At 46.5% G+C, this 14,338-nt stretch carries 14 protein-coding genes; all 14 read right to left on the bottom strand.

The window, feature by feature from the left end; genetic code table 11:
* Positions 1–5: 5 nt before the first annotated feature.
* The 14 genes from ACGHCT_RS09255 to ACGHCT_RS09190 all read right to left on the bottom strand — a co-directional run bounded on the left by ACGHCT_RS09255 (position 6) and on the right by ACGHCT_RS09190 (position 14,315).
* The gene (locus ACGHCT_RS09255; RefSeq protein ID WP_072853923.1) at positions 6–461 is read right to left on the bottom strand and encodes a helix-turn-helix domain-containing protein; all 456 of its coding nucleotides are present in this window, start codon (positions 459–461) and stop codon (positions 6–8) included.
* 19 nt (positions 462–480) lie between these two features.
* Entirely contained in the window at positions 481–3,399 is a 2,919-nt protein-coding gene (locus ACGHCT_RS09250; RefSeq protein WP_390439651.1) for a WG repeat-containing protein, read from the bottom strand.
* A gap of 16 nt (positions 3,400–3,415) precedes the next feature.
* On the bottom strand, positions 3,416–4,126 hold the full coding sequence (locus ACGHCT_RS09245; RefSeq protein ID WP_390439649.1) for a hypothetical protein: 711 nt from the start codon (positions 4,124–4,126) through the stop codon (positions 3,416–3,418).
* A gap of 14 nt (positions 4,127–4,140) precedes the next feature.
* A complete protein-coding gene (locus tag ACGHCT_RS09240) occupies positions 4,141–4,431 on the bottom strand; it encodes a hypothetical protein (RefSeq protein ID WP_390439646.1) in 291 nt (96 codons plus the stop codon).
* A 148-nt stretch (positions 4,432–4,579) separates the two neighbouring features.
* Entirely contained in the window at positions 4,580–5,707 is a 1,128-nt protein-coding gene (locus ACGHCT_RS09235; RefSeq protein ID WP_226904144.1) for a hypothetical protein, read from the bottom strand.
* Between the two features lie 29 nt (positions 5,708–5,736).
* Entirely contained in the window at positions 5,737–7,854 is a 2,118-nt protein-coding gene (locus ACGHCT_RS09230; protein WP_390439644.1) for an acetate--CoA ligase family protein, read from the bottom strand.
* A gap of 13 nt (positions 7,855–7,867) precedes the next feature.
* Entirely contained in the window at positions 7,868–8,413 is a 546-nt protein-coding gene (locus ACGHCT_RS09225) for a 2-oxoacid:acceptor oxidoreductase family protein (RefSeq protein ID WP_154260799.1), read from the bottom strand.
* A gap of 4 nt (positions 8,414–8,417) precedes the next feature.
* Entirely contained in the window at positions 8,418–9,158 is a 741-nt protein-coding gene (locus ACGHCT_RS09220) for a thiamine pyrophosphate-dependent enzyme (RefSeq protein ID WP_154260797.1), read from the bottom strand.
* Entirely contained in the window at positions 9,159–10,217 is a 1,059-nt protein-coding gene (locus ACGHCT_RS09215; RefSeq protein ID WP_154260795.1) for a 3-methyl-2-oxobutanoate dehydrogenase subunit beta, read from the bottom strand.
* A 15-nt stretch (positions 10,218–10,232) separates the two neighbouring features.
* The gene (locus ACGHCT_RS09210) at positions 10,233–10,439 is read right to left on the bottom strand and encodes a 4Fe-4S dicluster domain-containing protein (protein ID WP_226904146.1); all 207 of its coding nucleotides are present in this window, start codon (positions 10,437–10,439) and stop codon (positions 10,233–10,235) included.
* 18 nt (positions 10,440–10,457) lie between these two features.
* Complete coding sequence (locus tag ACGHCT_RS09205) at positions 10,458–11,402, bottom strand: ketopantoate reductase family protein (protein WP_154260793.1); 945 nt, start codon at positions 11,400–11,402, stop codon at positions 10,458–10,460.
* 18 nt (positions 11,403–11,420) lie between these two features.
* The gene (locus ACGHCT_RS09200; protein WP_154260791.1) at positions 11,421–12,842 is read right to left on the bottom strand and encodes an MFS transporter; all 1,422 of its coding nucleotides are present in this window, start codon (positions 12,840–12,842) and stop codon (positions 11,421–11,423) included.
* A 99-nt stretch (positions 12,843–12,941) separates the two neighbouring features.
* A complete protein-coding gene (locus tag ACGHCT_RS09195; protein ID WP_154260789.1) occupies positions 12,942–13,577 on the bottom strand; it encodes a TetR/AcrR family transcriptional regulator in 636 nt (211 codons plus the stop codon).
* A gap of 144 nt (positions 13,578–13,721) precedes the next feature.
* Complete coding sequence (locus ACGHCT_RS09190; protein WP_390439639.1) at positions 13,722–14,315, bottom strand: sigma-70 family RNA polymerase sigma factor; 594 nt, start codon at positions 14,313–14,315, stop codon at positions 13,722–13,724.
* Between the last annotated feature and the right edge of the window lie 23 nt (positions 14,316–14,338).

The raw sequence follows: 14,338 nt of genomic DNA, 5'->3' as shown, positions 1-14,338 counted from the left end.
CTCCTCTATTTCTTTTTAATCAATTCAATATACAATTTAATCTGTTCTATCTGGGAATCCAGAAAACGTATCTCCTCCTCCGCTTTTTTGTATTTCTGCATCAGAGACGCACTGTATAGACTTCTTTCCATCCGTTTATCGTAGATCTGGTCCATGGCCTGCGTAAGCTTCAGCACGGTTTCCAGCTGGCCTGTCTCCCCCCTGGCTTCATACTCTTTGACAATATCCAGCCAGGAAACCGAATCTTCTTCCTGCCCCTCCTGCTCTTTTTGGCCCAGATAATCCTCCAGCCTTTCTTCTGTAATCAGCCCATCCTGTATAAACTGCTGAGGAGGGATCTCATATCCCTGCCTGTTGTAAGATTTCATGGCCTGAATCTTTCCGTCTCTGATCTTCCGTCTGATCGTCTCCTCATTCTGTGCGAGAAGTTCTGCAATATCTTTTACTGATAAATTCTTCATTTTGCTTCCTTCTTTTCCTTTAGTCTTCCATGTAAAATCCCCACTGCCGGTTCTTGCTATCTCTCCATCCCCCTCTTGCCGGGGCAAGTCCTTCTGAGAATTCCAAAAAAACATTTCGGTTGGGATCTTCCTCTGCAAACCTAAGCTCTATCTGCGTCCCGGTTCTGTTATAATACTTATACTCCAGCACTTTTTCCAGTCCCCGGGCAGTCTCCTCAGCTACACCCGCAAGACCATCTTTGCATATCCGGACCCTTTTATATCTGCAGGGAAGTATCTCTGTCCCTTCCGTATTGACAACACCATATCCTCCCTCTGCTCTCTGGGACTTCAAAAGGTTGTTCACGGCCGGAAAATACGAGGAATCCCGCCGCACCCTTCCCAAACCTGCAAAAAAGGTCCATGCCTCATCATACTGAAAGGGGATTTTTACATTCCCCTGTGTATCAATATACCCCCACCTGCCAGCAGTATCCTTCACAGCCGCAAGTCCATAGGAAAACCCCAGAGCATTGTCACCGTAATGAAAAGGTATCGCTGTCCTTCCCCTGGAATCGATATAGCCGTAGCGGCCCTCCACCTTTACAGCTGCCAATCCCTCATGAAAGCTCTGCCACTCTTCCGTGTTCTCAGGCAGAATGATGGTCATATTTCCCCAGTGATCAATATAGCCTTTCGTGCCGTCTTCTTTTTGCACGGCCGCCAATCCTTCACAGAAGCTTTTCGCTGTCCGCCATCTGTTTCCGAGTCCCGGCAGCTCCTTTCCGGTTTTGTCCAGGTACAGGAGTTCTCCGTCTCTGCATACCAGAGCCGTCCCGTCGGAAAAATCTTCTGCTTTTTCATACCTGCAGGGGATTCTTTCTCTTCCGCAGCTGTCAATATACCCATACAGGCCATTTTCATTCTGAACCGCACACATTCCCTCAGAAAAGTCTTCCACATGAGGATAGTACGCAGAAAGACAGCGTCCTGCGCCCTTCTCTCTGTCCACAAGGATAGAACGATTTCTGCCATTCCCATACAGATGCACAACCGCATAGCCTTCCGAAAATCTGGCGGGAGTATCTGCGTCATCCCTGCAGCACGATACCTGCAGCCGTGTTCCGTGAATACCCCAGTATTCCGTATGTTTGCTCCCGCTTTTGTCTGCTGTCACTTTTTTTACTGCCTGGAGATCGGAATCCCAGTGATAGCTGCCGTCCGTAAACGGGAGTATCACCTCCCCATACCGATTCAGGTACCCAGCGGTTCTTTCTCTGCAGAACTTATGAATACCGCCAAACCACCATACAGGAAATACCTCACTCTCATCGCACGCGCACTCATATTCACAGGGAACGGTGAGATATCCGTGGAGATCCACCCATCCGATCTTATCTCCCCTGCGTACAAAGATGGGATTTTCCCCCATCCATTGATTTTGGCAGTCTGTCCATACTTCATCAAACACCGGGCAGATTCTCATGCACCCTCCCCGGTCCGCAATCCCCCATTTCTCTCCTGCTTTCACGGGATAAACCTTTGCCGGTCCCTCAGGCATTGTTTCCAGAGAAAAGCCGGAATACTCCCACGATATCCCCGGCCCCCAAAGTTCTGCTCCCTGGGCTGCCGTTCCATCCTGGTTTTTCCACTGATACCCGCTGTCATACACAGCAAAGCTCCCCGCTTCTTCCGGATGATGCATATACTGCCACTGTTCCCCAAAGGTAACGCCAAGAGACATGCCCTCGTCATCATAGCTGGCATATCCATCCTTTTCCCTATAAATCTCGATCTGTTTTGCTCTCAGATACGTATTTCCCGCAGGATCAATCTGGTTATAAATTCTTTCACTGGCTTCTTCCCTTACCCATGCTCTTTCTCCGCAGAAATTGCCTGCATACACAAAGCGCGGCGGGATGACTTCCTGTCCCTTTTTGTCAATATACCCCCAACGTTCATTTTTAACAATCCAGGCCAGACCTTCGTGAAAGTCACCCCCTTCTTCATATCTGCAGGAAACCGTCTCCTCCCCGGACGTGTTGATATATCCGCTTTTCCCATTGCGCCTCACATGAATGAACCCTTCATGAAAATTCCCCATCCAATTGTATTGGCAGGGGACAATCTCTACCCCTTTTCTGTCGATCAGTCCATAAAGACTGTCTTTCCTTACACAGGACAATTCATCCGTAAATGCGTCTGCACCGTCATACCGGCAGGCACATACTTCCATTCCCCATGGATCCACATAGCCATATTTTCCTTCTTTTTTTACCCTGTGCAGAGGCACCCCAAGCCTTCTGTCGTATATCTCTTCATACACCAGAGAGGTATCTGTCACTGCATCCCCGAGCAATACCACCTCACGCTCTCTCCAGTTCCTGCCCTGTATCCTCTCTTCCAGCCTGAGTACCGGACTGCCCCCAAATACAATTACCTTGTGACATAACGTCTCCCAGTCTCTCCAAGGATAAGAGGAATAGCCGGAATTCAGCAGTATGATATAGCACGGTTCCCTCTTTGTATCCCTTTTTATTGCCTCCAGCCACTGTTCTCTTGTACACGCCAGAGTGATTTCCCTGCCATCCCTGATCTCAAAGGAAGCCGTAAGCTGTTCTACACACTGCTCCAGATCCTTTCGCCTCTCTGGATCTTTTTGGAGCACTTCCCTGGCTTTCTCCCCAGTTAGAATCTGCTCCAGAATCGTCCTGTTCCCGTCTCTGTCCGGATATTCAGCCCTGAGCCGCTCCACAATCTCCTCCATCCCTGCCTGTCCGTCCGGATTCAGCCTGCAGGTCCGCTGTGCCTGCGTCAGTTTTGAATACCATGGAGCAAATTCTGTTGTCAGATATTCTCCCGCCTCTGCTCCTTCCCGGTCCAGAAACTGAACCAGCATTTCCATGGTACGTACCTGATACTCTCTTCCCCCTGCATCCCTGAAAAAAAGTTTTCCCATACAGCTCCTCCTCTTCTTATAAAAGCCTCTGGCATATCCGGTAATGATTCATGTCACTGAATGTGCAGTAAACCAGGCTGTTCAAGTTCAAATTAATATAGAGTCTTTCCTTATTCAGCTCCTGCATCATAAGCGCCAGGCTCTCCAGCTGCCGCCCGGAATAGCTGCCCGGACGGTAATATGCCAGAGTGATATGAGGGGTGAACGGATAGTCCAGCGCTGCTATCTCCTGAAACCTTTGGTAGAGCTCCATTAATTCCTGATAATCTTCCTTCCCCCAGGGCAGCAGAATCCACACCAGACTGCTGTTTACCATATTAAACAGATAAGATGAAATCATCTGAATGTTTTTGGGATGTTCCCCTTCCAGAGAACGGAAAATTCTTCGGACCTTATTTTCGTTGCTTTGCGTCTTCTCTTTTATCCGGCCACGCTCTGTGCCGCTGGTCAAATCATGAAGTGTCATATGAAATGTCTCTTCCCTGAGAGGCTCCGCTAAAACGCCCGGAGCTGAAGCGTACAGTATCTGCTGCACTTCTTTCAGTCTGCACCTGATTTTGTCCTCCAGAAGAAAGCTGACCGTATCTCCATAAAAAGGACAAAACGATCCATTGTCTCTGACCTTGTCCTTCAGCTTAACATTCGTCCGCAAATCCTGTGTCCGATCCGCGAGATTGTATCTCTCTAACTCACGGATTCTGATATAAAAAGCATCTTTTGACTCCATCCTTCACCCTCCTGTCACTCCTGGTTTTCACCCTCCAGACGGCTTTTCAGCTCCTCAAGCTTCAATTCTGCCCCTTTCATCCCGTCCAGTCCGGCCATCTCATACCAGTACATTGCCTTTTTCAGGTCTTTCTCTATGCCAAGACCATTCTCATATAAGTACCCCATATTATACCTGGCACAGGGCTCCCCCAGTTTTGCCGCTGCCTGATTGAACGCAAATGCCTTTTCATAATCCGGACAATCGGCCTGAAATTCTTTGGCTGCCAGTCTAAGCAACAGCCTGCCTGATGTTTTTCTATTCATAACATTCACCCTGCCTCTTCTTTAGTGTAGTGTAGTATTAATATTATAATTATATACTACAATCATTGAATGAAAATGTCAACAAAAACAGCCTCTTACAACGGCAGCTGCAAAAACTGCGGTTGTAAGAGGCTCTCTTATCTATATATTAGTTTTTCTCTGTTCCTGTCCTGGTCTGTCTCAGCCTCCAGGGGCCCAGAAGCAATACCGGTATCATAACAACAGGTATTTTCAGTGCTGCAAGAAACCGGTACCCTCCTCCTACGATATTTCTCAGACCCAGAACAGAAATTCCGTACGCAATCAGAAGGAACATAAAAGCCCAAAGGATACGCCTTCGGCGATGGCTGAATCTCTTCATGCTTTTTCCCATTCTGACTCCTTCCAGTCTGGTTACTATACTAAAAATCAATCCTACTCCTGTACTAATCATTGCACAGAAAAGTGTAATCTGATACATTATGGACAAAAACGGAACTTCAGCGTTTTTCAGTATAGACAGGATGGGAAGGTTCTCGTGACTGCTTCCCGGAAAATATGCCAACAGCAAGATGCTTACCAGTCCCAGCATCAGGGCATTCATCAGCGCCCCTCCCACAGAAATCTTAATAGAGTCTCTCTTTGATGCAATGCCCAGACTGGAGGCTGCCAGTACCCCGATAAAGGTGCACTGGACACCAGCATATTTTAGTGAATCCAGTATTGCTCCGCCGATACTTCCCTGGATCTCCCAGTTCCCCACAACCTTAGAGAGATTTCCCCAGCCCTTTGCAATTCCATATACCGAGATGCACGTAAGGCATATTACGATAGGTATGGTAAGCAAGGTAGAGATATTTCTGAAAAACTCTACGCCCAGGGAAGTACAGATTAGGATAATGCCTGCAATAATAGCCAATGCAATCAGATAAGGCACTCCAAACACCTCTGACAGAAGTTCTCCTCCTCCTGCAAGAACCGCCCCCGTAATTAAGGCTGTTCCGATTACTGAGATTAGATCCCAGATGATTCCGAATATACTGCCAAAAGGTGCATAAAATTTATATGCAAATTCTTTGTAATTATGTGTATTGCTGCGTCTGCAGAATTCCACTGCAATATACGCCATAACTCCCAATATCCCCATGGAAAGGAATGGTGTAACCAAGCCAATTGCCCCAAACTTTGTAAAATACTCTGCTGCCTGTACCCCGGTGGCAAATCCCGACCCGCAGTGGGTTGCAAACCAACCGGTAACACAGCCAATCCATATAGGTAAACTTTTTTTTTCGCTCATTGGCTATATGGCCCCCTATTCTGAATCCGTTACCTATCACCATAGGCAACGATCAACGCATCTATAGCTATAGCCCCCATACCTTCCTCGTATACAAATACAGGATTCAGATCCATCTCTGCAATGGTATTTTTATGCTCCAGCGCGTACTGTGAAACCTTTACCATAATGTCTGTCAAAGCTTTCAAGTCACAGGGACGGCTTCCCCTGTATCCTTCCAGCATTTTGTATGCCTTAAGCTGCCTGAGCATCTCCAGGGCTTCATAAGTATTTACCGGACAGGGACAAAGTGCCACATCTTTAAATATCTCCACAAAGATCCCACCAAGTCCTGCCAGTAATACAGGTCCGAACTGCGGATCATTTGTTACTCCAATAATCATCTCAAGACCAGGAGATGCCATTTCCTGGATGATAATCCCGTCCAGTCTTGCATCCGGCATATACCTGCGGCAGTTTGCCAAAATAGAATCAAAGGCCTCCATTGCCTCCTCACTGCTTTTGACATTCAGCCTTACGCCTCCTGCGTCTGTTTTATGCAGAATATCCGGAGAATTCACCTTCATTGCCACCGGGAACTTCATTCTCCCGACCACCTTGGGTACGTCTTCCCGAACGGCGGCTATACCCTGCGCTGGAATGGGGATCCCCAGTCTTTGGATCTCCAGTTTGCTGTCCCATTCTGTCATGGCACTTTTTTCTCCGGACGGCGCTTTGTCCGGCGCCGATATTGCCAGGGTGGATTTCTCCCATTGAAATTCTACAAACTCTCCCAGTTTGCCCAGAGCCTTGTAGGCCGTCTCCGCACTGCTCATCACCGGGATCCCATGGGACTCTAATTTTTGCCTCCATGCCTTATCTCTGTCACCCTCATAGGAAGGTACTGCAAACAAGGCCGGTGCGTTCTCCATCTCTGAGATCTGAATCATAGCTTCCATACTGGTTATCTCTTTTTGAGGCACCCCCCCGGGCCCTGCTACATTCATTCCTACCAGTACGCCTCCAACTTCCGGATCTTCTCCCATAGCCTTTATCACATTATAAACTTTTTCCCGATCCGTGAAAAGGGATGTGGTCCCATCCAAAGGATTTTTGGCTGCTGCGAAGGGAGGGATATAGTTTCTTATCTCTTTTAGTGTACTCTCTTCCAAGTCTGGAAGTTTTACATGGTATTTTTCACACAGATCTGCACATATGGTATTCTCTCCCCCAGAGAAATTAATACCGGCAAATCCATTCACCTTGGGCAGCCGCCCATTCAGCACACTGTACATCTGGGCTGTACACAAAAGTTCCTCCAGACTGTCTACCGTTACAACCCCGTACTTTTTGAAAACTGCCCGGTAAGTCCCCGCACTTCCTGCCAGATTGCCGGTGTGGGATGCAGCGCTTTTTGCCCCTTTCTCAGATACACCTGACTTCAATACAATCACCGGTTTTCTTTTTTTCGCTGCCTTTTCTAGGGCCCTGCAAAACGTAGACGCATCCTTAATTCCTTCCAGATAAAGAGCACATACTTTAACATTGTCGTTGTCTACCAGATATTCCAGACACTCATCCAGGGTAAAGCAGTTGCCGTTGCCTGTTGACACCGCATATGAAATATTAAACTGTTCCAGCTGTACAATATTAGCGGCAATGAATCCGCTCTGGGCGATGATCCCAATCCCGGTCGGCCTGGTATTCAGATCAATCAAAGCTCCCAGTCCCCACATCATTATTTTATTTACATTGTTTATAATTCCCAGACAGTTAGGGCCTACCACTTTCATATCATAGGTCCGGGCAATGTCTTCCATTTCCTTCTCCATGGCAATCCCTTCCGGGGTATGATCCTCGGAGAATCCGCTGGCGTATACCACTGCCCCTTTTACTCCAAGCTCCCCTGCCTCTCTGAGAATGGAATTGACTGTGGCTGCCGGGGTACAGATCAGTATGCAGTCAACAACCTCAGGCAGTTCTTTCAAGTCTTTATAACATTTCTTTCCCATACAGCTCTCCCGCCTGGGATGAACAAAATATACTCTGTCCCGAATATGGCTTTTTAAGGCATTGGCGCCGCTCCTCTGACCAAAGGAGCCTTCCTTGTCCGTTACGCCGATCACTGCCATGGACCGGGGATTCATTAAGCGTTCAATATCTGTCATTGCGCCCTCCTTCTTATGAAACTGCCTGGTACCCGTATTCTATTGCTTTCACATTTTTGTCGTTATATTTACCTTTACCTTTGTTTTCAAAAAACCTGCACATGGCAGCTGTGGCATAATCCAAATCAAACAGACCGCATTTTTTAATCACTGCTCCCGCCATGACAAGATTCTGCCCCTTCATGTTTTCTGCCTCCTGGGCCAGATGGACACAGTCAACAGGAATGACTGTTATCCCTTCAGGATAGCTGTAATCCTGACGCACGGCATTGGAGTTGACAAATACAGTGGCATCCGGTTTGCAGAATTGCAGGTAATCCAGAGAAGGTTCATTCATGGCAATTAGAATGTCCGCGTCCTCCATGATGGGGCTCCCAACCTTTTCCTGTTCTGTTTCTCCAAATTTTACCACGCAGTTTGCCTTTCCGCCTCTCATGGTCGGTCCGTAAGCAGGCATCCATACAGCATTCAGTTCCTTCTGGGCAGCCATATAAGCAATGATCAGACCGCCGGTAAGTACACCCTGGCCTCCAAATCCGGCAAAAATAATTTCTTTCATTCCATTACACCCCTCTCTTCTTAAATTCACCAATGGGATATTCTTTCAGCATATTCTCTTCCAGCCATTCCAGTGATTTCAGCGGAGTCATATTCCAGTTTGTAGGACAAGGTGCCAGAACCTCTATCAGGGAATAGCCTTCTCCTTTTACCTGGGCCTCTAGACCATTCTTTATCATCTTTTTCAGCTGCCTGATATTCTTTGCATCATTTACCGCACCTCTCGCAACATAAGCCACATGAGTAAACTGACTGGCTATCATTTCCGGCAGATGGAAGGGGTATCCCTTCAGCTCACAGTCACGCCCCAGAGGCGTCGTGGTGGTTATCTGATCCGACAGAGTCGTCCAGCTCATCTGTCCTCCCGTCATACCAAAATTAGAATTATTTACCGTAAATACTGTGATTTTCTCATTTCTGTATGCTGCGTTCAGCGTCTCGGCGATTCCGATAACTCCGGCATCTCCGTCACCTTGATATGTAAAAATCAAGGTATCCTTTTTCGTATGCTTCATACCGGTAGCCACAGCCGCCGCTCTGCCGTGAGCACACTGGAACTTATCACCGGCGGTAAGAGTGTTCAGATTGCAGGAGCATCCCACTCCCAGAACCGTAATATGGTTGTCTTTATACCCCAGCTCCTCTACCGCTTCCTGAATGAGCCTGTATGCAATGCCATGACCACACCCCGCACAAAACTGATTACTTTTATATATTATCTCAGGCGCCTGCTTTATTACATTCATCTAGAACACCTCCTTTATGGAACCATTTTTAACTTCCATATATTTTTCCATTACCATCTTTACTCCAGGGGTTCCCATACTGTGGGCATAACAGTAAACGGGCACTCTCTTATCGGAGGTTACCCTGGAGGCAAGTGCCACATCCTCCACCATCTGTCCCAGATCGTTGGATTCAATGCTGATAAACCCTTTAACCTGAGGGTTTACTTCTTTAAATGCCTGTACCGGATAAGGCCATACCAGCCGGGGACGGATCAGGCCGGCTTTCTCTCCTCTGGCTCTCAGTACATCTACAGCATCTCTGCAGACCCTGGCAGGCAGTCCGAAAGCAACCAATACATACTCTGCATCCTCTACCTGGTAATTTTCATATCTCTGCATCTCACTCTGAATCAAAGCAGTTCGCTCCCTCAGTCTGGCGACCAGGGTATTCGTATCCGGGGACTGCCTCGTACCTACTTTTCCGCTGCCGTCAATCCCCCAACCCAAAGGTTTCTCTCTTTTTTTATAGGGAGGTATTTCAACTGACTCCATCATCTGACCCAGAAAGCCCTCTGAGAGAACTACAACTCCGCACCTGTATTTTTCTGACACATCCCAGGCCTCGTAGATATCGTCTACCAGCTCCTGAATCGTACTGGGAGAATAAACAATATGGTGATAGTCCCCATGTCCTCCCCCTTTCGTCTCACGCATATAATCTGACTGGCCGCTGTCCAGCCTTCCAAGTCCCACGCCCCATCTCTGCACATTCAGGCAGACATAGGGAAGTTCACTTCTCGCCGCATAGGAGAACGCTTCTGCCTTCAGGCTGATCCCCGGTCCTGAGGATGCAGTCATAGCTCTGGCACCGCAGGCGGCAGCCCCTATAACCATGTTCATAGAAGCAATCTCATTTTCTCCCTGAATCATCTCCCGGTTTTCCTGGGGCATGCGCAGCGCAAGATGTTCCAGAACCTCCGTAGAGGGGGTAATGGGATATCCCGCAAAGAAATCCATTCCTGCCCGTATGGCTGCCTCTGCAGCAGCAACATTTCCCTTCATTAATTCTTTTGCCATAATTGATTCTCCCTCCTATTCCTCTGCAATGGTGTATACATAATCCGGACAGACCGTATAGCATATTCCGCAGCCCACGCACGCCTCTGAATCCAGCACAACAACCTCATACCCTGCCTTGTTCAGCACGTTTCCCCTGGAAATTGCATTCTGTGGGCATGCCTTTACACAATACTGACAGGATTTACACCATTCCCCATTCATGATTGCTTTTTTACTCAATGATATCCCTCCTCTCATTTAAAACTGGTTATCATAGTTATTCTCTATAATTTTTACCAAATCCGTTATTAACCTGTTATATGGTGTAGGCACCTGATACTTCTCACCGTACCGGACTACGGCACCATTGAGAAAATCTATCTCTGTTTTTTTCTTACGGTACATATCCTGTGCTGTTGAGGGAAGGTGGTTATACATGGGACTTTCCGGAGAGATTCCTTTCTGTCCTCCTTTTTTCACCGGCTCGGGTGGTACTTGAATCCCCATAGCCGCAGCAACGCTGCGCACTTCATCTGCCACCTTGTCTGCAATATCGCTTCCTTCTTCGGCTGCATGATAAGGGCCGAGAGGAAGTCTCACGATTCCGCAGACCGGATTACCGGAACAATTCTTTGTCATTTTATACCACAATAAAGGGGCAATATCCGCTTCCAGAGAAAATTGGAAACCGGCTTTCACAAAATATTCAGCGAATTCTTTCATCTCCGGAGTAATCTTCCGATTGGCCGCACCGATCATCACCCGGGAGGTAGGGCTGATAAGAGCACTCACATGCCCGGGCTCCACCATCTTCCCACCGAATTCAATCAGACCACTCATGATTTTGTCTCCCCCAAACACTTCTGACAAAATCTCTACGTTCCCCATCCCGTTCTGCACTGTAAGGATTACGGTACGCTCATACGCCAGACATTTTGCTCCCAGAGCAGCCCCTTTGGTGTACAGGCCTTTTACCAGGAAAATCATGGCATCCATTTTTTCCCCCAGCTGATCGGCAGATGTATATGCCTTGATTTTGGCCGTATACTCTGTTCCGTTCACTTCATAAATCAGCCCTTTTTCATTGATGGCATCCACATGCTCCTGAAATGGGTCTACAAAGTAAATCTCCGCACCCGTCCTGGACAGGTGTCCTCCCACGGTGCTCCCCATGGCACCCGCTCCGATAATTGCAATCTTCATGAAACAACCTCCTTTATCTTATAATTTTTTTTGAAGCTCATTGTACTCAGCAATCTCTTTTCGCATCTCGCTCAGTTTATTCTGGTCCAGTTTAAAAAACAGGAAAATAATCAAAGCTATCACACAGGCTGCAGCCGGCAAATATGTAACTACATACATCAGGTTGGAAGCTAAGGCAGGATTCGCCACGGTCTCTGCTCCCTGATATCCGGCCTGCACCAGTCCCCAGTTCAATATGCTTACACCGATTACCTGAGAAATGGTGATTGCCATGAAATAAAATGACATTGCAGTGCCTTGGGCAACGGTCTCTGTTCCTCCCTTTTTAATGTTTTTCCACACTGCATAGTCAATCGCAGCCGCAAACAGCACGATATCGTATACCCCTTTCAGTGAGTAGAAAAACTGGGCAATAGTCATAAGAATGTTAAATCCCCAAAGACTGCTGCCTGTGACTGCCAATCCCAGGTGCGCACCTGTAATTGCAATGAGAATAATAATATAAAGTTTCTTAATATCCTTAATCACATATTTTAGTATGAACGGTGCCAGAAAGGTTGCCACAATTGCCACTATCTGGGTTGCCGCTTTATACCATGCCATCAAAGTCACATCTCCTATTACATACTTGAAAAAATAAGGTGCCATGGGAGCTGCAACAAAATATCTTACAATAGCAAAAGAGCAGGTTAGAAATACAATCAGCAGAGGTTTATTGGAAACAATCTGCCGGAACATGGCTGATACATTAGCGCCTCCCTTTTTTCCCTGACGCTTTATCGCTTTTACCGTTTCTTTTAGTTCCCCTGCCGTTGCATTTTTATACTCAAAAGCTACGGTAAGGTACAAAATTATAGTAATACTGCAGAAAATCAACAATGTAAAGAAAAACCCCTGTGCATCCTCTGCTTTTCCCGTTGCAGAAAGCTTTACAATCAGGAGAGGACCGGCTACCCCCACCAAGAACCGGCAGACTTCTTTGAACAGATTGCTGGAGGTTGAGACTACGGATACTTCATTTTCATTTTTTGCCAGAGTGGGTATTGCGCCTTTATAACCGTTGAACAGCAGTGTGTTAAAGATATACGCCGATACAAAAAAGAGTACCGTGACAGGCGTAGGCAGCTTTGCCCATGCTGAGCCTGCCATTGCCATAAAAAAAGCGGTAAGAGCAAAGGGCATGTAACGTATCCAGGGCAGAAATTTATCTTTGCTTTTGAAAGGATTACTGTCGATAATTATTCCCGTAACCGGTGAGAAAAAGACTTTAAAAATATTCATAGCCGAGATAATAGTCCCTGTCATTACAGGATTCATATTAGCTATGTTCGTCAAAAAAAAGTTCTGGAAATCTTTAAAGAAATCATACATAAACTGATAGGCGCCTTCCCCAATTCCGAACGTAATCAGCGCCCGCTTTCTTCTTTTTTCCTGATTCATCCCATATACCTCCTTCTTTCTTGAACGCGTTCAATTTTCAGTATTATTAAACGCGTTCAATCACGCGTCTCAAAAATGTCCTGTATCAGCACAGAACATTTATCGATATACAATTTTATATCCCGGTTCCAGGTGTATGCCGCATTCTTTATAATGCTGCAGAGTAATGTCCACCAGCTCATCCAGCCTGCCTTTATCCTCAAAAAACTGAAGGCTGTAACTGTTGAGAAAAAATCTTACAATATCTCTCTTCGTAACATTATGCTTTTCTCTGTCCACATTGACCAGTTTTGGTTTCTGGGCTGGTATTGTTATACTGAACAGATATCGGTACCCCGCATCAATATTTACATTTCTCAGGATGTGAGCTGACATTTCATACATATACTGTGCCATCTCCTCGGTATAACAAATCCCATTGTATAAGTCTAGCAGGGGCTGACTTTCCATCAGCAGCATAGCATCAAATATAATTACGTGGGAAGCCTCTAAATCATAATCCTCTCCGGCCGGAAAACGTCTTTTTATGATTTCTAAAAGCTCTTTTCTGAAACTGGAATAAATCTTAGCACACAGCCCGTCTTTGGATCCAAAATAATAGTTGGCAAGTCCTACACTTATCTCAGCTTCTTTGGCAATTTTACGGATTGTAGTGTTTTTGTAGCCGAATTCATAAAAGAGATTACGGGCTACTGCTTCTATCTTATCGCAGGTCTCTTTCTCCAGGTTTGACACTACCTTCTCCTTTCTTGAACACGTTCAATATACTTACATTATACCAATGTTATTCTAAAATACAATTGACATTTCAAACAATATTCCGCATCAAATTTCAGTACTATTTTACCCAGAAAACAGCACCGAAATTTGATGTCTCTCTTACAATAATTCCATAACCTCTTTCACTTTCCCGCGTATCCTCTGAATGGCATTATCAATGGATTTTCCGGGTTTTCCTAAAATCTCCCCAATCTTCAGATAGCCATACCCTTCCAGGTAAAGGTCAAGCACTTTATTTTCAAAGGGACTCAATCTTTTCCGGATTCTTTCCTGCATGCCTACCGCGCTTTCCTTAGCAATTACAATCGACTCCGGATCCTGCTGCCACAGATTTTCTGATTCCAGCGCAGGCTCCCCCTCCTCGTTGCTCAGGGAAATATAGGTATTCAAGGGCCTGTGCTTCTGCCGGTTGGACAGTTGTATGGCATTATAAATCTGCCGGTCTATGCACAGACTGGCAAATGTGGCAAACGCCGCATTTTTGTCCGGAAGATAATCCCTGACGGCTTTGAAAAGGCCGATCATCCCTTCCTGTATCAGGTCATCCGTCTCACCGCCCATGAGAAACATAGCATGGGCTTTTTTCCGCACCAGGCTCTTATATTTATCTATCAGATAATCCTCTATCTCCTGATTACCCTCCCGGAGCAGGGTAATCAGCTCTTCATCTGTACATTCCTCATAACCCTTCATTCTATCCTCCCCGTATTCTCGAT

This window comes from Lactonifactor longoviformis, assembly GCF_042848515.1.
Classification (GTDB): domain Bacteria; phylum Bacillota; class Clostridia; order Lachnospirales; family Lachnospiraceae; genus Lactonifactor; species Lactonifactor longoviformis.
The sequence above is the reverse complement of the archived record's forward strand: the minus strand, read 5'-3'. Positions and strand labels throughout refer to the sequence as shown.